Consider the following 18320-nt stretch of genomic DNA (forward strand, 5'->3'; position numbering starts at 1 on the left):
CTCAGATAAAATAACGTTGCTCATCGCTTATCTTCTTAGATTCACGCATAATTAAGCTAAATATCAGAAGGAATACACCAAACATAATAATAAACAGAGATTCTGAATTAACTCCAAACGAAAAACTAAATACCCGTTGCCCTTTCACTAAATCCACAGATAACGCCATTCCTTGTAACATATTAATCACAGGGTAGAGAAGTTGCTCTAGAATCATCAGGAAACCAATAATAAATGAAGCGGAAATATTACGGTTACTCCATATTTCACCTTTAGCAAACCGGAAAAACAGAATGCCAATTAATATATAAGATGACGTTGATATAATCCGAGGTATCGTATCCAACGAGATATAAAGCACCTGACTTAATAAAGATTGCTTAAATCCTTTTGCAGTCAATGCCGGCATAAGATCGCTATACGCCTGAAGAACAGCCTGGCGAGTGGCATCATGCCATAACGACCAAGACGCAATATGGAACCCAATATCACCAATTACCATAATGGAAGCAATAATAATAGCCAGAAAGCTGAGTAGCTTGATTCTGGGATTAGTTACAAACTCCTGTTTATCACACATCTTGTGTCATTCCATATACATGTTTAACTAAACTGTCGCTAAAGTACTTTAAAAGTTATCGTATGACAATAATTTTTTATCACTAAATAGACAGAACACACGTCAAAGTAATCAATAAATCATAGCGATAATCATTGAAAACTATCATTAATTTATTGATAGAAAAAGAAAAAAGTCATCATTTACCTGAATATCTTCAAACAGTATATGTTATTTGGTCACTGTTCTATTATCCTGCCATCACATGGTTTACCGCGATAGTTTGTTGTGAAGATTGTATGACAAATACAGAACGGTTTACTCCGGGTGCCTTTCAAAGCCCACGCAATGCCGGTCAATTTCAATACAGAGTGAATCGAAAATAATGGCTCAAAATGAACCTGATATCAGATTTTAACCAATCCCCTCATCAACACTGAAAATCAATAAGAATAATTGATGTAATGCTTTTGCGATGCTGGAGATTCGTGTTTCTGCGCAACGGCAAGAAAGTGTAAGCGCGAGGAAAAGCGTTACCCCGTATCAGCAAAAAATATAGAGGTCAAACTAGTTAAGTGTGGTCCTCAATATGGAACCGCAGTAGGCAAAAAATTCACTCCTAATACTGCAATTGAGATGAATGTTTTTGGACAGGCCATTGATACAGCTAAGAAGATATTTAATGCCAACTCTGCCGCTACCGCAGGGATGATTGATCCGTCTCTGTGGGATAACGGGATCCCGGCCTTTTTGATGAACTACACTGTCAACGGTTCGGAAGAACGTTATGACGGTCAGGGAAACTGGGGAGGATCACGTTCCCGTAATCTGTTTGCTTCTTTTCGTAACGGGTTGAATCTGGGGCCGTGGCGTCTGCGCAGTACGCAAACTTACATCTACAATCGTCAGCGCAACGAGGGCACCTCCGGTTTTTCCTCGCCGGCACAGACCCAATGCACCACCAAAAGCGAAGTTAGCCCCGATAGTGAAAGAGCGATGTGAACAGATGAGTAATTTGGAGAGAGAAGGATGTTAAACACTGAACGTTTGTGGGGCGGTCATGCAGCAAACCCCGCCTCAACTATCATGGGGCTGGGGGCGTCACTGCTCTTTTTATTGACCGCATTACCCCTCCAGGCGGCCGTCGCGGTCATTTCCGTATGGTCGGATGTTAACTTCGTCGACCCATCGGCTTAGTTATTACTCTTGTTGCAGCGCCTACTGGCGCTGCAACAAGCTAGCCGACAACCCCAGATAAGTTGAATGACTCCTTATAGAGTGATTAATTTGATGAAGCTTGGACAAATCAGAGTCATTAATACAACGAATCAAACCAATGCCCCATAAATCGTCAGTAAGGCAACGACAACAATGATAGAAAAAGTCACCTTTTTCGCCAATATCACCGCTGCAACAGGCGTTTGAATTGAATCAAGATGAGGCCCGCGACTTAATGAAAACTGAGCAAGCTGACAGAGCACTTTATATTGTGAAGTTCTTAAATCACTAAGAGAAGCAACCCACGCCGGTAAAGCCCGTTCACCATGCCCTAATAAAGCATAGGCAACGCCAGCCAGACGAGCAGGAACCCAATCCAACCAATGCAACAAGCTGTCAACACCAGATTGCGCTCGCTGAACCGAAGTACCATATTGCGCTAACCATCCCTGATAAGCTCTCAAAAAACCATATCCCATCAAAACAACCGGACCTAATTTACCCGCTACAATCAACCAAAAAATCGGTGCCAAATAATAGCGAAAATTTATCCATAGCAACGCGTTTTGTATCTCTCGCAACATATTCTCTTTGCTGGCATCAGCGGGTAAACCATGAATAATTGCGAGACGCGTAAGATATTCCCTTTGTTGTTCCCTATCATCCTGATGAACAGTACGAAAATATTCACGATAGTCATGCCGTAAGCGCCCCGCTCCGATGCACAGCAAACAAATGAACACCCATAACACCAGTTCAAGAACACCGAACATAAAATCATTTAATATTTCAATCAATACCCATGTAATCAGCATGACTACTAACGTCATTAAAAGGCTTTTCCATAACGAAAAGGATTTCATACCGGTAAATAATGGCTCAAGACGGTGCTCCAATTGCCAATGGTCACCCATTTTAAAAACTCGTTCCCACGCCAACACTAACAACAGTATAAAGAGAGTCATTCTTTCTGCTCCTGTAACAATTGCTGGTAATGTGTCCAATCGAAATAAAGTCCCAGATCAATTTTTCTTCCCAGAACAACATCATTATAGCCAGTGATATGCTCTTTTATATCCAGCCCTTCCTATATACCCGTTATCTTTCAAGTTGCCTCTTTATTGGCGGCACTCATCCCGGTCACATAGTTATCCATGCTCCCGGAGATTCGTTCCCTTGCCGTCGCGATGCATCTTGAAATCCATAGGGTATAAATCATTATGTCAGTACAACAAAATTTTCCTGGAGACAAACTATTTTCCTGGAGACAAACTATTTTCCTGGAGACAAACTAATACGATGAATAACCAATAAAACGGTTGCTCACCCTGTGGGCACAAATCGTGTGAAAGAAATTTTCTAACTCAATTCATCATGCAACCACATTTTTTCCTTTCCTTAATCTAGATGATAAAACCAAGATAGTAGTTGTTCACTACACAACAGGGTAGCATGTTAAGATCATTAATATTGTTATCACCTCTGGAGCTTTTTAATGACAAAACAAAATTACGATGTAGATCAGCGCCGTACAGTTCTTATGGAACACTTGCAGAACAACATTCCTGCCAGTGTAACCCTCGCGCTAAAAGAAGATCTGGGCGGAAATACAAATTTCACCTCTGATATTACCGGCCAATTAATTCCCGCAGATAAACAAGCCACCGCTGTCATTATCACTCGGGAAGATGGCATTTTCTGTGGACAACAATGGTTGAATGAAGTTTTTACTCAATTAGGCGACCAAATCTCCATTGAATGGTTAGTCAAAGATAGTGATACGATTACAGTTAACCAAAAACTTTGCATATTACGAGGCCCAGCACAGATATTACTGACCGGTGAACGCACCGCCCTTAACTTTATTCAAACTCTCTCTGGCGTTGCAACGGAAGTCAGTCATTATGTTCACCGTCTTACCGGTTTAAAAACTCAATTACTTGATACACGCAAAACGCTACCAGGATTACGCACAGCCTTAAAATATGCCGTACTTTGCGGAGGTGGTAATAATCACCGCCTCGGATTATTCGATGCTTTCCTTATTAAAGAAAACCATATTATTGCCAATGGCTCTATTAAACAGGCAGTAGATAAAGCTCGTTATTCTCACCCTGATGTCCCTGTTGAAGTCGAAGTAGAAACGCTAGATGAACTCATTCTGGCACTCAAGGCTAATGTTGATATTATTATGCTAGATAATTTTACTATCCCAATGATGAAAGAAGCCGTCGCTATCACATCAGGAAAAGTCGCTTTAGAAGTATCCGGTAATATCACCCTGGATACTCTGCGCAGCTATGCTGAAACAGGTATCGATTTTATCTCTGTTGGAGCACTCACCAAACATATTAGAGCATTAGATCTCTCAATGCGCTTTCAGTAATTATACCCGTCATCTTTCAAGCTGCCTCTTTGTTGGCTGCACTCACTCACCCCGGTCACATAGTTATCTATGCTCCCGGGGATTCGTTCCCTTGCCGTCGCGATCCATCTTGAAATCCATAGGGTATATACCCGTTATCTTTCAAGTTGCCTCTTTGTTGGCGGCACTTATCCCCCCGGTCACATAGTTATCCATGCTCCCGGGGATTCGCTCCCTTGCCGTCGCGATCCATCTTGAAATCCATTGGGTATAGCAATAATGATATTGATGGTGGTGTAAATCAGCAATTAGTTACTCACAAATTTGCGAACACCACCGTAAATATTTTTGCAAACCTTGCAATTCAGAAATTATTTTTCGAGTCAATTCCATAACCTTTATACATCCTGTTTCATTTTTTCCTCTTTCCTTCATTCTCTATATCGCAATACCACAACACGGAGAAAGAATATGAAACAACAAGGATTTACTTTAATGGAGATCATGGTTGCCATTGCTATCATTTCCATCTTAAGTGCCATTGGTATTCCTAGTTATCAGGGATATATTCAGAAAGCCGCTTTAACAGATATATTACAAACTATTGTGCCTTACAAATCAGGTATAGAGCTTTGCAGTTTTGAAGCTGAAGATTTCATAGGTTGCAATACAGGAATACCATCAATTCCCAAAGGTCATAACAGCAGATATATCGGGAGTATTTCAGTTAAAAATGGAGAAGTGATCATTAACGGGCAACAGAGTCTTAAAAATCTCAGCGTTACATTAAAGCCGATACAAAATACACAAACAGGTACAATTAAATGGAATAATAAATGTGAATCAACAAATAGTTCATTAAAGAGCCGTTGTCAGGAAATATTTGAATTTTAATTCATTACTCTTATCAATACATATTTACACAGGAAGCAATCAATAATGAACTCACTTTCAACGGCAGAAAACACATTGATGGAAAGAGAAATTCATGATATTTGTCAACGCCATCAATCTGTTGTAATAAAAAAAGATGATAATACGATAACAATTGCCAGCAGCGAATTACCCAATGATGATTTATTATCAGCATTACGTTTTATTTCCGGATGTATTGTTAATGTAGAAATTTGGCCACTGGCAAGGATCGAATCAGTATTACATCAAAATATTTCACTGAGTCATGTACCAGAGGAAAAATCCTCTCTATTACCACTTAAAGCTGATATCAATACAGATGAAAATGATGCCCCCGTCATTCAACTTATTAATCAAACTTTATTAACTGCAATTCAACGGCGTGCATCCGATATTCATTTTGAACCCTTCCAACAGGGTTATCGTATCCGTATCCGGGTTGATGGCGCATTACACCTCTTGTCTTCGCCATCTCATCAAATGAATGCAAGCATTGCCGCACGCCTTAAAATAATGGCGAAATTGAATATTGCTGAAAAACGGTTACCTCAAGATGGACAATTTGATTGGTCTGACACCCGACACAACTATGCTATCCGTATGGCGACTTTGCCAACCATACACGGAGAAAAAGTTGTGCTTAGAATATTAAATACAATGCAGCAATTATCGTTAGATCAATTAGGTATTCCTGACCCATTATTGAATCAGCTCCGACAAAAACTCGCATTACCACAAGGAATGATTTTAGTGACTGGTCCAACGGGTAGTGGAAAAACCGTAACTTTATATAGCTGCTTACAATATCTGGATCAGAATAAAAAGAATATTTGTAGTGTAGAAGATCCCGTCGAGATCCCACTGAATGGCATTAATCAGACACAAACTAATAGCAAAATCGAGCTCAATTTTGCCAAAGTATTACGGGCACTATTACGCCAAGATCCTGATGTCATTATGGTAGGAGAAATACGTGATGGCGAAACAGCCGAAATTTCAGTAAAAGCGGCACAAACAGGTCATTTGGTTCTTTCTACATTACATACTAATTCAACCATAGATACATTATCGCGCCTACAAAATCTGGGTATTTCAGGTTATATGGCCGCTTCTTGTATCAAATTAATTATCGCCCAACGACTTGTCAGAAAATTATGTCTTCATTGCCGCAAGCAACAAACAGAAGAAACCATTATTAACATTGAAAATAATTCTCTATTTATTAAGCAATGGTTAGCAGTTGGTTGTGAGCATTGTTTCTCCGGTTATTATGGCCGAACGGCTATTTATGAATTCTTAGAAATAACTTATGATATTCAACAAATATTATCAGAACAGAATCCTAAAAATGTGCAAAAAACCATTATGGCTCAAAGAAAAGACACTTTACTTTCATCAGGTATTTTATTAGTGGAACAAGGTATCACGACATTAGAAGAAATTTATCAAGTCACAGGTCAGGAATAATAATGAAAATTCATTATCTTTATAATTGGCAAGCAGTGAACAACAAAGGCGAAATATCAAAAGGGAAATCACTATGTGATAACAGGAAAGTTTTATATCATCAGCTTATTCATTCTGGATTGCAACCTTATAATATAAAATGTGAAAAATTGATATTTTATCATCAACAACAAATTGCCTACCGTTTGAATTTCATTCGTCAATTGGCAACACTATTATCATCAGGAATGCCATTACTGAATTGCCTCAACATTCTTATTCGAGAATGTGCTCATCCATTATGGCACTGTGTATTATTAGATATTAGCAAGAAAATTACCCGTGGAGAATCATTTTCCTCCTCATTAAAAAATTATCCATTTCTATTCCCACCTTTATTTTGTCAACTTATTTCTGTTGGTGAATTAACCGGGCAATTAGAAGTCTGCTGTCAATTATTGGTTAAACAACAGGAGCAACAAGACAAGTTACAGAAGAAAATAGCAAAAGCACTACGTTATCCTCTGATTATTACCATTGTTGCCAGCATCATTATTTTATTGATGCTTATTTTTGTTTTACCTGAATTTGAACATATTTATCATTCATTTGATGCACAACTTCCTCTGCTCACCCGCAGTTTATTAATCACTTCCAACTGGCTGATTCAATACGGTGGCTATGGTGTTATTGGATTAATTATACTGTTCCTATTTTATCTACAATTACGTCAACGCCATACAATATGGATTACTCGTGAAAAAAATCTAATGTTACGTTTACCCGTTATTGCAAAATTAATTAGTTGCCAGCAATTAGGACAACTTTTCCATATTCTGTTTATGACACAAAAAGCCGGCCTAACACTCACCGCAGGGTTAGACAGTGCTATTGCATCAATAAATCATCCGGTATTTCTGCAAGCGACTAAATTCTTACGAGCTCAAATTAATCAAGGGGTACCAATGAGCGAAACACTGAAACAACAATCTTGTTTTCCTGCTCTGTGTCAGCAGTTTGTCAGTGTTGGTGAAGAATCTGGCAATCTGGAGCTATTATTAGGCAATCTCGCTAATTGGTACCAACAACAAGCATTGGAGATTTCTGATAATATGACCCAGTTACTAGAACCAATACTTATAGTCATAATAGCAATTATTGTCGGTACGCTATTGCTCGCAATGTATTTACCCATTTTTCAACTGGGTACAATACTCACCTAAAGCAAAAATGATTCTGTCGCTTTGTCTCTAGGTCATCTGCCCCCTTTCGGTTACAATCCCGAAATAGTATCAAGTAATATTAAGGGATAGGATGACTTATATTATTGCACTCACAGGTGGGATTGGCAGCGGTAAAACCACCATCGCCAATGCTTTTGCAGCGCTTGGTGTTCCTCTTGTTGACGCAGATATTATTGCCAGAGAAGTCGTTGCTCCTGGAACGCCTGCCTTACAAACCATTTCAGAACACTTTGGTCATGACATATTGACACCCGATGGTAACCTTAACAGAGCGCTGTTACGCCAGAAAATATTCACAAACAATCAAGAAAAACAGTGGGTTAATCAACTTCTTCACCCTCTAATACATCAAGAAACCCGACGGCAATTAGAACAGATAACGGCACCTTATGTTATTTGGGTTATTCCATTATTAGTCGAAAATAATTTAAGGCATTTGGCGGATCGGATTTTAGTCGTTGACGTTTCACCTGAATTACAAATCAGCCGGGTAGCCACTCGTGATGGTATTAGCAACCAACAGGTTGAAAATATTTTGGCTGCCCAGGCATCCCGTAGCGAGAGGCTGGCTTATGCCGATGACATTATCTCAAATCATGATAACGTACAGGCAATTGCTCCTCGTGTTGCCGAACTACATCAACAATATTTAAAGTTAGCTGGATCAGCCAGGCAGGATAATCATGATGAGTGACACAACTTCTACAATCATTTTTGAACACCCACTGAATGAAAAAATGCGGGCATGGTTGAGAATTGAATCTTCTCTGCAACAACTCACCAGTCAACGCCATCTAGACTCACTAGCAAGCAGCCTCGCCTTCTTCCGCACTGTGACTGAGCTACTTGAAGTGCTAGAACGAGGGGAAGTACGTTCTGAATTGCTAAAAGAGTTAGAACGCCAACAGGCAAAATTAAAACAATGGGCTGAAATACCCGATGTTGATATTAATATCGTCAATAGTTTCAGATTAAAATTGAAAGAGCGAGCTCTCGCATTAAGTAAAGCTCCACGGCTGGGACAATCCCTTAAAGAAGATAAAATTATCAGCCTGGTGCGCCAGCGTCTCAGTATTCCCAGTGGCTGTTGTGGTTTTGATCTACCCACCTTACATCTATGGCTTCACTTACCACAATCAGAAAGAGATAAAATGGTCGCATTCTGGATTGATAGTTTGCTACCTCTCCAACAAGCCCTGGAAAGTATTTTAGAACTCATCCGCCAATCTGCTATTTTTCGTTCAGAAATCAGTAAAAACGGTTTCCATCAGAATACAGCAGAAGGCGCAGATTTACTAAGATTACGTTTGCCATTAACACCTTTATTGTTTCCCCAAATTTCCGGTCATAAGACCCGCTTTGCTATTCGTTTTTTACCATTAGATAGTGAAAAAGGCTCCGTGCCAGCTCATTTACCATTTGAATTGGCATGCTGTTAATATTACGAACTAATTATCAGGAAAATTATTATGTCTGAATTACTCACGATTGAATGTCCAACATGTGGTAAGACTGTGGTTTGGGGAGAAATAAGCCCATATCGCCCATTTTGCAGTAAACGCTGTCAATTAATTGACTTAGGCCAGTGGGCAAATGAAGAGAAACGGATACCAAGCCAAACTGAAAACTCCGATAGTGATGATTGGAGTGGACAACCTGAGCAATAATAAATAGCCGCGTTATTAATAATGCGGCTATTGACAACTCAAGCGGTAAGTAATGCAACAATGCTGCGATTAGCAGGCGGGAATTCATCAGCAATTAAATCTTTCTGTAATACCCACCGAGAAAGTTGCTCTTCTTTACCGAAAGGTTCATTTTCCCATTCATCCACCAAGAAGAAATACAGAGTAATCAACCTGTCAGGAAAATCATGTTCAACCGTTTTTACCAGCTCATAATGAGTAACTGTAATACCAATTTCTTCCTGTAACTCACGTATTAAAGCCTGTTCAGGCGTTTCTTCTTTCTCAACTTTCCCACCAGGGAATTCCCAGAAACCACCCATATGGGCATCAGCATGACGCTGAGTAATAAAAATTTCATGTTGCGTATTTCTGATAATCCCAGCGGCTATATGCAGGTGTTTCTTTTCCATATTACCCTTACTTCTTCATCTATTTTTTTGATTGCTCAACAACTAAATGCTATATCCAACGTTGCTCACTTAAAACTAACAGTAAAAAGGCGGTTTCCCGCCTTTTCATTGTTACTGCAAGCGCCCGTGGCAATGTTTATATTTTCTACCCGACCCACAAGGACAAGGATCATTACGGCCTACTTTACGAGCTCCACTGGCAATCTGAGCTTCTGTTGTAGACATCAACGCGCCTTTTTCAACCTCATGGCTTAATTGCTGTTGCCTTGCCAAGCGTTCAGCTTCCGCCCGGCGCTGTTGCTCCAATGCCTCTACTTCTTCCGGCAATCTCACTTGAACTTTGCTCAATGTACTAATCACTTCATATTTCAGCGATTCCAGCATGTTTGCAAACATAGCGAAAGATTCACGTTTATATTCCTGTTTTGGATCTTTCTGAGCATAACCACGGAGATGGATCCCCTGACGTAGGTAATCCATTGCTGCCAGATGCTCTTTCCACAACATATCCAGAGTCTGCAACATGATACCTTTTTCGAAATTACGCATCATTTCAATGCCAACAATCTCTTCTTTACGTTTATAGACTTCAACAGCCTGTTCAAGGATACGCTCACGCAACGTCTCTTCGTGTAACTCAGGCTCTTTATCCAACCACTCTTTGATCGGCAACTCTAAATCGAAATCAGTCACTAAACGTTGCTGCAAACCTTCCACATCCCACATCTCTTCCAGAGATTGAGGGGGAATATAAGCATCGATGGTTGCTTTAAATACATCTTCACGAATGCTACCAATGGTTTCACTAACATCACTCACATCCAGCAAGTCGTTACGCTGAGCATAAATAGCACGGCGCTGATCGTTAGCAACATCATCGTATTCTAACAATTGCTTACGTATATCGAAGTTACGGCTCTCCACTTTACGTTGAGCATTAGCAATGGCTTTGGTTACCCACGGATGTTCAATCGCCTCACCCGGTTTCATACCCAGTTTACGCATCATGCCAGTGACACGATCAGAGGCAAAAATACGCATCAGTGAGTCTTCCATTGATAAATAGAAACGGGATGATCCCGCATCCCCTTGACGCCCGGAACGCCCGCGTAACTGATTATCAATACGACGAGACTCATGACGCTCCGTACCGATAATATGCAAACCACCCGCAGCCAGAACCATATCATGACGCTCCTGCCATGCGGTTTTAATCTCTTCAATCTGAGCTTCTGTGGGCTCTGTCAATTTAGCAATTTCTGCCTGCCAACTGCCACCCAGCACAATATCTGTACCACGACCAGCCATGTTAGTCGCAATAGTTACCGCACTCGCCTGACCCGCCTGAGCAATAATATCCGCTTCCATTGCATGAAATTTGGCGTTAAGTACGTTGTGCTCGATACCCGCGTTAGTCAGTTCACGGGAAACCAGTTCAGATTTTTCAATAGAAATAGTTCCCACCAATACAGGTTGCCCCTTGCTGGTGCGTTCTCGGATATCTTCAATGATAGCTTCAATTTTTTCAGCTTCGGTCATATAAACCAGATCTGGCAAATCATTACGGATCATTGGACGGTTTGTCGGAACCACAATGGTATCAAGCTTATAAATAGAGCTAAACTCAAACGCTTCTGTATCTGCCGTACCGGTCATACCCGCCAGTTTTTTATACAACCGGAAGTAGTTTTGGAAGGTAATTGAAGCTAACGTTTGGTTTTCATTCTGAATTTCTACACCCTCTTTAGCTTCAACAGCCTGATGCAATCCATCAGACCAGCGACGCCCCTGCATAGTACGGCCCGTATGCTCATCAACAATAATGACTTCACCCTCTTTCACGATATAGTCAACATCACGGGTAAACAGCGCATGGGCACGTAGTGCGGCTGTAACATGGTGCATTAACATGATGTTAGTGGGTGAATACAGAGATTCACCTTCTTCCATCAATTTCGCTTCCACTAACAATTGCTCAACCAGAACCAGACCACGTTCTGTCAAGTTAACCTGACGGGATTTCTCATCAACAGAAAAGTGGCCTTCTCCCTGGAAAGTCTCTGAATCTTCTTTTTCCTGGCGAATCAGTTTAGGGATCAACTTATTGACCTTGATATAAAGTTCAGAGCTGTCTTCCGCCGGGCCGGAAATAATCAATGGGGTACGCGCTTCGTCAATCAGAATGGAGTCAACCTCATCCACCAGCGCATAATGCAATTTACGCTGAACACGCTCTTCCGGGCTAAATGCCATGTTGTCACGAAGATAGTCAAAGCCATATTCGTTGTTAGTACCATAGGTAATATCCGCAGCATATGCCTGGCGTTTAACGGGTGCCGGCATACCTGGCAGGTTAATACCAACACTCAATCCCAGAAATTCAAACAATGGGCGGTTATTTTCGGCATCACGCTGCGCCAGATAATCATTCACTGTGACTACGTGAACACCATGCCCAGTTAATGCATTCAAATAAGCAGGCAAAGTCGCTGTCAGTGTTTTACCTTCACCAGTGCGCATCTCCGCAATACAACGTTCATTCAGAACCATACCACCCAGTAACTGAACGTCGAAATGACGCATAGCAAACACGCGCTTACTTGCTTCACGTACTGTTGCAAACGCTTCAGGTAACAGATTTTCCAGCGATTCGCCTTTTTCCAAACGGGCCCGGAATTCGGCTGTTTTACCCTTCAATTCATCATCAGACAATTTTTCAAACTCTGGCTCCATGCGGTTGATGACATCAACAACTTTACGCATACGACGCAGTGTACGGTCATTACGACTACCAAAAACCTTTGTTAATAATTTAATCAGCATAGTTAATTACATCTCAGATAAGGCCGTTATCTCGCAGCCAGCAAATAGTTATTTATTTCGAAAATTTGTAAAAAAACGAAGATTCAGAGGTAAACAGTAGGACCTGCACGAATACCTTGGGCTTTAGCAATCCAAAACGTCGGAGTATAAGAAGATTGTGATGCAACATTCAGGAACAGTATATCTAAGACTGGTTCAGGTGGCTTAGGTTCCCGAACTAATAGTGTATTCAGGGTTTCCAGAACAAGCTGCTGAATACTGCAAGAACTTAACCGGATACTTTGTTTTGCTGTTTCATCGCTCATAGGTTGCGAAACAGAAAAAGCAAAAGAAAGCTGTCTGATCACGTTACGTACAGCATGTTGTTGCCAGTAATTAACGCCATTGGCTGGCTGGTGTTGAACATTCTGCAATGAGAATAGATTATCAAAAGCCGATAAAGCCTGATTTTGCCAACTCTGGCTAGGCGAGGTATTAGCTTGTGAAATATTATCGGTAACACCCGCTAAAATGGTAGGAACGCCAATACTTGCCGCAACCACCCCTAATAACAGATGTGACCAGAAATAACGTCTGCCAAATTGTCGCCAAAGATTTAGAATACCCATTAATCCTTCATCATACCGGAGCTACTTTCATTATGCGCGATAGCCGCCCACAATCATTAGATGTTCTTTTTGAAGACGCCGCCGTTGAGAAAAGCCCGCTTCATGTTATCCAGCAACGTGCCGTCGCTTTGTTAAAACTTAACCGTGCCGTTGTCAGCTTGCTTCCCGCACAATTACATCCGTGGTGCCGGGTCGCTAATTATCGCAAACAAATTCTGGTACTGGAAGCAGGAAACGCCAGTTGGATGACCAGATTACGTTACGAGCTGCCAACGCTGCTTTCTACACTAAGAAGCGAAATTCTACCATCATTGTCATCTATCGACATCAGGATTAACCCATCACTCATGATTAAGCATGGCAATAGTGCGCAGAGCTTCGCAAAAACGATGAGCGATGATCATAAAACTTTACCGACACGTCAGTTAAGTCAAGAGAGTGCGAAAGAATTAATAATGCTAGCGAACCGTAGTCCAAAAAAGCTGAAGGAAAGATTAGAACGACTAGCTGCACTGGCCGGAGAGAGTGCCAGTACAGCTAAAACGACTAAGCGATAACGCCAAATAAATTTAAGTGCTAACGCTGATAAGTGCTAACGCTGAATAGTGTTAACGCCGAGTAAAAAACATCAGCGAGAACAAAATCACTGATAACATAACCCACTGATATATCATTGAATTATTATCAGCATACTAGAGAGTTATGCCATTACAGTTGATGGAGCACGAAAAGCCAATGGCATTTCAGCTTCATCTTCGAAAGTAGTCAGCTCCCATGCACTTTCTTGCGCCAGAACGGCCTGCAATAGTTTATTATTCAACGCATGACCAGATTTGAACGCAGTAAATGCGCCAATGATGTTATAGCCACACATAAACAGATCACCAATCGCATCCAGCATTTTATGGCGGACAAATTCGTCTTCAAAACGCAAGCCATCTTCATTAAGCACACGATAGTCATCAACAACAATCGCACAATCAAAGCTGCCACCTAAACACAACCCTTTAGATTGTAAGTACTCAATATCACGCATAAAGCCAAATGTACGTGCACGACTGATTTGACGAACAAACGCTTCTGCCGAGAAATCCAGACAGTAACGTTGAGTGCTTGAATCAATCGCAGGGTGATTGAAATCAATAGTGAAATCCAGGCTGAAACCATTATAAGGTGCCATCTCTGCCCACTTATCCCCCTCCTCCACACGCACGGTTTCCTTAATACGCAGGAATTTTTTAGATGTGTTCAGCTCTTCAATACCCGCATCCAGCAGCAGGAAAACAAACGGGCTAGCACTACCATCCATAATGGGAATTTCTGGCGCATCAACTTCGATAATAATATTATCGATACCTAACCCCGCAAGCGCTGCATTCAGGTGCTCAACCGTTGAGATTCGCACGTCATGCTCATTTACCAGGCAAGTACAGAGCATAGTATCACGCACGGATTTTGCATCTGCCGGAAAATCAACCGGTGGATTCAAGTCAGTGCGGCGATAGATGACCCCGGTGTTAGCCGGTGCTGGGCGCATTGTTAGCGTGACTTTTTTGCCGGTATGTAGACCGACACCAGTCGCCTGAACAATACGTTTAAGTGTCCTTTGTTTGATCATCGTTTTATCTCGCAATGTTATCCATCCTGCCAACCACTATACACTATGATTGGCGGGCAAGTTTAGCACAAAAAGCGGAGAATCCAATTTTTTAGCTATTAATCGGCCTGTTTACGCAAAAATGCAGGAATATCCAAATAATCGGGCTCCTTGCTAGTTTGTACGCTTTGGTCATTCACCACTTTTGCTGCTGGTTTATTTTCTTCAGACAATGAAGACATACCGCCAGGCATTTGCTGATGGCGGTGTTCCATTACACTTGACTGAGAAGACTTATTGGTAACCAACGTAATTTCAGGACGTTTATCCATACCAATACCCGTGGCAACCACAGTCACACGCAACTCATCATTCATGTCTGGATCCAGAGAGGTACCGATCACGACAGTTGCATTATCAGATGCAAATGCACGGATCGTGTTACCCACTGTTTCGAACTCATCCAAACGCAGATCAAAGCCAGCAGTAATGTTAACCAGAACACCACGAGCGCCTGACAAGTCGATATCTTCCAGCAATGGGCTGGATATCGCCATCTCAGCAGCTTCTTCCGCACGATCTTCACCCTGCGCAATACCGGAACCCATCATAGCGTAGCCCATTTCGGACATCACGGTACGCACATCAGCAAAGTCAACATTCATTAGACCTGGACGCGTGATCAGTTCAGCGATACCCTGAACCGCACCTTTCAAAACATCATTAGCTGCGCCGAAAGCGTCCAGGAGTGAAATGCCGCGGCCAAGCACTTTTAACAGTTTGTCGTTAGGAATAGTAATCAATGAATCTACATGCTTGGACAATTCAGTGATCCCTTGTTCGGCAAACGCCATACGTTTCTTACCTTCGAAATTGAAAGGCTTAGTCACCACGGCAACTGTCAAAATTCCCAGCTCTTTTGCAATCTCAGCCACCACAGGCGCGGCACCAGTACCGGTACCACCGCCCATACCGGCAGCGATAAATACCATATCCGCACCATCAAGCGCAGTACGCAATGCATCCCGATCTTCTTGAGCAGCAGTACGACCAACTTCCGGGTTTGCACCCGCCCCCAAACCTTTAGTAATACCATTACCAATCTGGATAGTCTGGCCGACAGCAGTTTTACGCAATGCCTGAGCATCCGTATTTACTGCAAAGAATTCAACACCTTCGATGCGTTCACGCACCATGTGCTCAACAGCGTTACCGCCGCCGCCGCCGACGCCGATGACCTTAATCACCGCGTCATTGGTTAATTCTATTGGTTCAAACATAGTTTCTCTCCGCTTTATGCCTTTATATCGAGACTAAAAATAGATGTAGTCTCTGTATAAAATTAAAACTCTTTTTTCAGCCAGCTACTGACTCTCTTAAACCAACGGCTCACTGAAACATGTTTTTCAATATCCGCATCACCATTAAGATGAGAGGCTTTTCCGTAATGCAGCAACCCTACCGCTGTTGAATAATAGGGTTGCTGCGCATAGTCCGTCAGACCAGTAATATTAAGAGGTTGACCGATACGCACCTGAGCATGGAACACACGCTGAGCGCATTCAGCCAAACCATCAATCTGAGCACCACCGCCAGTCAAGACAATACCCGCCGCCAGATGGTGTTTAACCCCCTGCTGGCGTAACTGTTCCTGCAATCGCAAGATTTCATCATTCACTAAATTCAGTAATTCGATGTAACGCGGCTCAATGACTTCAGCCAACGTCTGACGCTGTAAGCTACGTGGTGGACGTCCACCGACACTAGGTACCTCCACACTTTCATCTTTGCTGACCAACGAACCTAGTGCGCAACCGTGGCGTACTTTTATCGTTTCCGCGTCGCTTGGTGGCGTACCAAAGGCATAAGCAATATCACTGGTGACAACGTTACCGGCATAAGGAATAACTTTGGTATGACGCAGCGCTCCGCCGGTATACACCGCAATATCCATCGTCCCTCCGCCAATATCTACCACGCAAACGCCCAATTCACGCTCGTCTTCGGTCAAAACAGCGTAGCTGGCAGCCAACCCGGAAAAAATAAGCTGATCGACTTTCAAGCCACAGCGTTCAACGGCTTTTGCAATATTCTTCGCCATATCATTATGACAGGTAATCAAGTGAACTTTCGCCTGCATACGCACACCGGAAAGCCCCACCGGATTTTTAATGCCTTCCTGATAATCGATAGCATATTCTTGCGGAATAACATGCAGTATTCGGTATTCATCACGTACACGAACTGATTTGGCAGTATGAACAACATTGTCCACATCTTCCTGAGTAACTTCCTCTTCGGAAATAGGAACCATCCCGATTTCATTCTGACAACTGATATGTTTTCCAGATAACGCCAGATAAACAGAGGAAATTTGACAATCTGCCATCAATTCAGCCTGATCGATAGCCCGCTGTACACATTTAACAACCGACTCCAGGTCGTTTACACCGCCTTTATCCATACCGCGGGATGGACAGCTTCCCACCCCGATAATATTAACCATACCATCGGGCAGAATTTCACCAACAAGGGCAGATACCTTTGCTGTGCCAATCTCTAGGCCAACTACTAATTTTCTGTCCGTCGATTTGATCATCGTTGTTCTGCCTGCCTCATATAATTATTGCCAGTAATTGTTTATTGCCCTTTGACCGGAGCATTAGGATCACCAATTGGTAAAGATGCCCAACCTACCGCGGCACCACTGTCATAACGCAAATCCACATAATCTACCCTTTTCTCTGTGTTCTGCTGTAACAGCGGATAAAGCTCGATAAAACGTTTAATACGGCCTGTTGTATCCATTCTTCCCAGCTTTAGCTGGATACCATTATCCAGAGTCAGTTGCCAGGAACGACGCGCAGTCATCGCCGCCGCTTTTAATTTCAGTTTATTGGCAGCGAGAAGTTTAGCCATGGCTCGGTAACCATCAAGTACTTCTTTTTCACTGCCTTGTGGGCCATAAAGTATCGGGAAATACCCTTTAGCTCCCCATTCAGCCGGAATGCTGAATACCTGACCTTCGGCATCCAGCATCTGTGTGTCATTCCAGCGCACATAAGGGATATATTCTACCAGATGAATTCTCAGTTCATCAGGCCACTGTTTACGGACAGTGACTTGCCTTATCCACGGCATCCGTTCAATTTGTTGCTGAATGATATTCACATCCTGCGTCATGAAAGTTCCCGGTTGCCCTAGTGACAAAATTGCCTGCCGGATATCATCGTTGGTAGTGTAGTGACGCTCACCCGTTACCACCAGTTTTGAAATAGGCAATCTGTTAGCATCTTTCATCCAATTAAGGACGGCCAAACCTCCCCAAATAATGGTCCCAAGTACCATCAGGAAGAAGATAAGCCCTGCCAGGTAAGAGCCATTACTAGGACGGGAACTGCTATTTTCATTATCCCGTCCCCTCACTTTCAGGGCCGCTTGAGACAT

Annotated in this window: 20 protein-coding genes; 10 read left to right on the forward strand and 10 right to left on the reverse strand. The window is 42.2% G+C overall.

Annotated features, from left to right (window positions below; genetic code table 11):
* Window position 1: 1 nt before the first annotated feature.
* Window positions 2–580, reverse strand: a complete 579-nt coding sequence (locus tag CKY02_RS11175) for a hypothetical protein (protein WP_112876764.1) — start codon at window positions 578–580, stop codon at window positions 2–4.
* Window positions 581–1195: 615 nt separating this feature from the next.
* Between CKY02_RS11175 and CKY02_RS25720 the strand changes: the two genes are divergently transcribed.
* The gene (locus CKY02_RS25720; RefSeq protein ID WP_238399211.1) at window positions 1196–1561 is read left to right on the forward strand and encodes a hypothetical protein; all 366 of its coding nucleotides are present in this window, start codon (window positions 1196–1198) and stop codon (window positions 1559–1561) included.
* A 326-nt stretch (window positions 1562–1887) separates the two neighbouring features.
* Here CKY02_RS25720 and ampE read toward each other — a convergent pair whose 3' ends face one another.
* Entirely contained in the window at window positions 1888–2742 is an 855-nt protein-coding gene (gene ampE, locus CKY02_RS11185) for a beta-lactamase regulator AmpE (protein ID WP_112895345.1), read from the reverse strand.
* Between the two features lie 140 nt (window positions 2743–2882).
* Window positions 2883–3029, reverse strand: coding sequence for a hypothetical protein (locus CKY02_RS24550; RefSeq protein ID WP_162120621.1), 147 nt, complete (start codon window positions 3027–3029; stop codon window positions 2883–2885).
* 243 nt (window positions 3030–3272) lie between these two features.
* Here CKY02_RS24550 and nadC point away from each other — a divergent pair, with 243 nt between their 5' ends.
* From nadC to yacG, 8 genes are all read left to right on the forward strand, one after another.
* Window positions 3273–4163 (forward strand): carboxylating nicotinate-nucleotide diphosphorylase, encoded by an 891-nt coding sequence (gene nadC, locus CKY02_RS11190; RefSeq protein WP_112895346.1) that lies wholly within the window; start codon window positions 3273–3275, stop codon window positions 4161–4163.
* Between the two features lie 69 nt (window positions 4164–4232).
* Window positions 4233–4400: a hypothetical protein gene (locus tag CKY02_RS24555; RefSeq protein WP_167405298.1), complete on the forward strand. Its 168-nt coding sequence runs from the start codon at window positions 4233–4235 to the stop codon at window positions 4398–4400.
* A gap of 213 nt (window positions 4401–4613) precedes the next feature.
* The gene (gene ppdD / locus CKY02_RS11200) at window positions 4614–5036 is read left to right on the forward strand and encodes a prepilin peptidase-dependent pilin (protein WP_112895347.1); all 423 of its coding nucleotides are present in this window, start codon (window positions 4614–4616) and stop codon (window positions 5034–5036) included.
* Window positions 5037–5081: 45 nt separating this feature from the next.
* Window positions 5082–6524, forward strand: a complete 1443-nt coding sequence (gspE, locus tag CKY02_RS11205; RefSeq protein WP_112895348.1) for a type II secretion system protein GspE — start codon at window positions 5082–5084, stop codon at window positions 6522–6524.
* A gap of 2 nt (window positions 6525–6526) precedes the next feature.
* The gene (gene hofC, locus CKY02_RS11210; protein WP_112895349.1) at window positions 6527–7726 is read left to right on the forward strand and encodes a protein transport protein HofC; all 1200 of its coding nucleotides are present in this window, start codon (window positions 6527–6529) and stop codon (window positions 7724–7726) included.
* A 91-nt stretch (window positions 7727–7817) separates the two neighbouring features.
* A complete protein-coding gene (coaE, locus tag CKY02_RS11215) occupies window positions 7818–8441 on the forward strand; it encodes a dephospho-CoA kinase (protein ID WP_112878536.1) in 624 nt (207 codons plus the stop codon).
* Window positions 8434–9186: a cell division protein ZapD gene (gene zapD / locus CKY02_RS11220; protein WP_112895350.1), complete on the forward strand. Its 753-nt coding sequence runs from the start codon at window positions 8434–8436 to the stop codon at window positions 9184–9186. Before coaE ends, zapD begins: the two co-directional genes overlap by 8 nt.
* Before the next feature lie 30 nt (window positions 9187–9216).
* Complete coding sequence (gene yacG / locus CKY02_RS11225) at window positions 9217–9414, forward strand: DNA gyrase inhibitor YacG (protein ID WP_112895351.1); 198 nt, start codon at window positions 9217–9219, stop codon at window positions 9412–9414.
* A 38-nt stretch (window positions 9415–9452) separates the two neighbouring features.
* Here the strand turns inward: yacG and mutT are convergent, their stop codons facing one another.
* From mutT to secM, 3 genes are all read right to left on the reverse strand, one after another.
* Window positions 9453–9845: an 8-oxo-dGTP diphosphatase MutT gene (gene mutT, locus CKY02_RS11230; RefSeq protein WP_112895352.1), complete on the reverse strand. Its 393-nt coding sequence runs from the start codon at window positions 9843–9845 to the stop codon at window positions 9453–9455.
* Window positions 9846–9956: 111 nt separating this feature from the next.
* Complete coding sequence (secA, locus tag CKY02_RS11235) at window positions 9957–12668, reverse strand: preprotein translocase subunit SecA (RefSeq protein WP_112895353.1); 2712 nt, start codon at window positions 12666–12668, stop codon at window positions 9957–9959.
* An 83-nt stretch (window positions 12669–12751) separates the two neighbouring features.
* Window positions 12752–13276 (reverse strand): secA translation cis-regulator SecM, encoded by a 525-nt coding sequence (gene secM, locus CKY02_RS11240; protein WP_112895354.1) that lies wholly within the window; start codon window positions 13274–13276, stop codon window positions 12752–12754.
* A 32-nt stretch (window positions 13277–13308) separates the two neighbouring features.
* On the opposite strand from secM, the gene CKY02_RS11245 reads away from it, so the two are divergent.
* Entirely contained in the window at window positions 13309–13833 is a 525-nt protein-coding gene (locus tag CKY02_RS11245; RefSeq protein WP_112895355.1) for a DUF721 domain-containing protein, read from the forward strand.
* A 143-nt stretch (window positions 13834–13976) separates the two neighbouring features.
* On the opposite strand, the gene lpxC is transcribed toward CKY02_RS11245, so the two are convergent.
* The 4 genes from lpxC to ftsQ form a co-directional block, all read right to left on the reverse strand.
* Window positions 13977–14894: a UDP-3-O-acyl-N-acetylglucosamine deacetylase gene (gene lpxC / locus CKY02_RS11250; RefSeq protein WP_112895356.1), complete on the reverse strand. Its 918-nt coding sequence runs from the start codon at window positions 14892–14894 to the stop codon at window positions 13977–13979.
* A gap of 98 nt (window positions 14895–14992) precedes the next feature.
* Window positions 14993–16153 (reverse strand): cell division protein FtsZ, encoded by a 1161-nt coding sequence (gene ftsZ / locus CKY02_RS11255; RefSeq protein ID WP_112878543.1) that lies wholly within the window; start codon window positions 16151–16153, stop codon window positions 14993–14995.
* A gap of 62 nt (window positions 16154–16215) precedes the next feature.
* Window positions 16216–17472, reverse strand: a complete 1257-nt coding sequence (ftsA, locus tag CKY02_RS11260; RefSeq protein WP_011147813.1) for a cell division protein FtsA — start codon at window positions 17470–17472, stop codon at window positions 16216–16218.
* Between the two features lie 41 nt (window positions 17473–17513).
* Window positions 17514–18320, reverse strand: coding sequence for a cell division protein FtsQ (gene ftsQ, locus CKY02_RS11265; RefSeq protein WP_112895357.1), 807 nt, complete (start codon window positions 18318–18320; stop codon window positions 17514–17516).

This window comes from Photorhabdus bodei, from assembly GCF_003287735.1.
Lineage (GTDB): Bacteria > Pseudomonadota > Gammaproteobacteria > Enterobacterales > Enterobacteriaceae > Photorhabdus > Photorhabdus kayaii.

Excerpts from the sequence above, each read along its gene's own strand:
- CKY02_RS11175 (WP_112876764.1), bottom strand. The coding sequence starts at position 580 with ATGTGTGATAAACAGGAGTTTGTAACTAATCCCAGAATCAAGCTACTC.
- CKY02_RS25720 (WP_238399211.1), top strand. The coding sequence starts at position 1,196 with ATGAATGTTTTTGGACAGGCCATTGATACAGCTAAGAAGATATTTAAT.
- ampE (WP_112895345.1), bottom strand. The coding sequence starts at position 2,742 with ATGACTCTCTTTATACTGTTGTTAGTGTTGGCGTGGGAACGAGTTTTT.
- nadC (WP_112895346.1), top strand. The coding sequence starts at position 3,273 with ATGACAAAACAAAATTACGATGTAGATCAGCGCCGTACAGTTCTTATG.
- CKY02_RS24555 (WP_167405298.1), top strand. The coding sequence starts at position 4,233 with ATGCTCCCGGGGATTCGTTCCCTTGCCGTCGCGATCCATCTTGAAATC.
- ppdD (WP_112895347.1), top strand. The coding sequence starts at position 4,614 with ATGAAACAACAAGGATTTACTTTAATGGAGATCATGGTTGCCATTGCT.
- gspE (WP_112895348.1), top strand. The coding sequence starts at position 5,082 with ATGAACTCACTTTCAACGGCAGAAAACACATTGATGGAAAGAGAAATT.
- hofC (WP_112895349.1), top strand. The coding sequence starts at position 6,527 with ATGAAAATTCATTATCTTTATAATTGGCAAGCAGTGAACAACAAAGGC.
- coaE (WP_112878536.1), top strand. The coding sequence starts at position 7,818 with ATGACTTATATTATTGCACTCACAGGTGGGATTGGCAGCGGTAAAACC.
- zapD (WP_112895350.1), top strand. The coding sequence starts at position 8,434 with ATGAGTGACACAACTTCTACAATCATTTTTGAACACCCACTGAATGAA.
- yacG (WP_112895351.1), top strand. The coding sequence starts at position 9,217 with ATGTCTGAATTACTCACGATTGAATGTCCAACATGTGGTAAGACTGTG.
- mutT (WP_112895352.1), bottom strand. The coding sequence starts at position 9,845 with ATGGAAAAGAAACACCTGCATATAGCCGCTGGGATTATCAGAAATACG.
- secA (WP_112895353.1), bottom strand. The coding sequence starts at position 12,668 with ATGCTGATTAAATTATTAACAAAGGTTTTTGGTAGTCGTAATGACCGT.
- secM (WP_112895354.1), bottom strand. The coding sequence starts at position 13,276 with ATGGGTATTCTAAATCTTTGGCGACAATTTGGCAGACGTTATTTCTGG.
- CKY02_RS11245 (WP_112895355.1), top strand. The coding sequence starts at position 13,309 with ATGCGCGATAGCCGCCCACAATCATTAGATGTTCTTTTTGAAGACGCC.
- lpxC (WP_112895356.1), bottom strand. The coding sequence starts at position 14,894 with ATGATCAAACAAAGGACACTTAAACGTATTGTTCAGGCGACTGGTGTC.
- ftsZ (WP_112878543.1), bottom strand. The coding sequence starts at position 16,153 with ATGTTTGAACCAATAGAATTAACCAATGACGCGGTGATTAAGGTCATC.
- ftsA (WP_011147813.1), bottom strand. The coding sequence starts at position 17,472 with ATGATCAAATCGACGGACAGAAAATTAGTAGTTGGCCTAGAGATTGGC.
- ftsQ (WP_112895357.1), bottom strand. The coding sequence starts at position 18,320 with ATGTCTCAAGCGGCCCTGAAAGTGAGGGGACGGGATAATGAAAATAGC.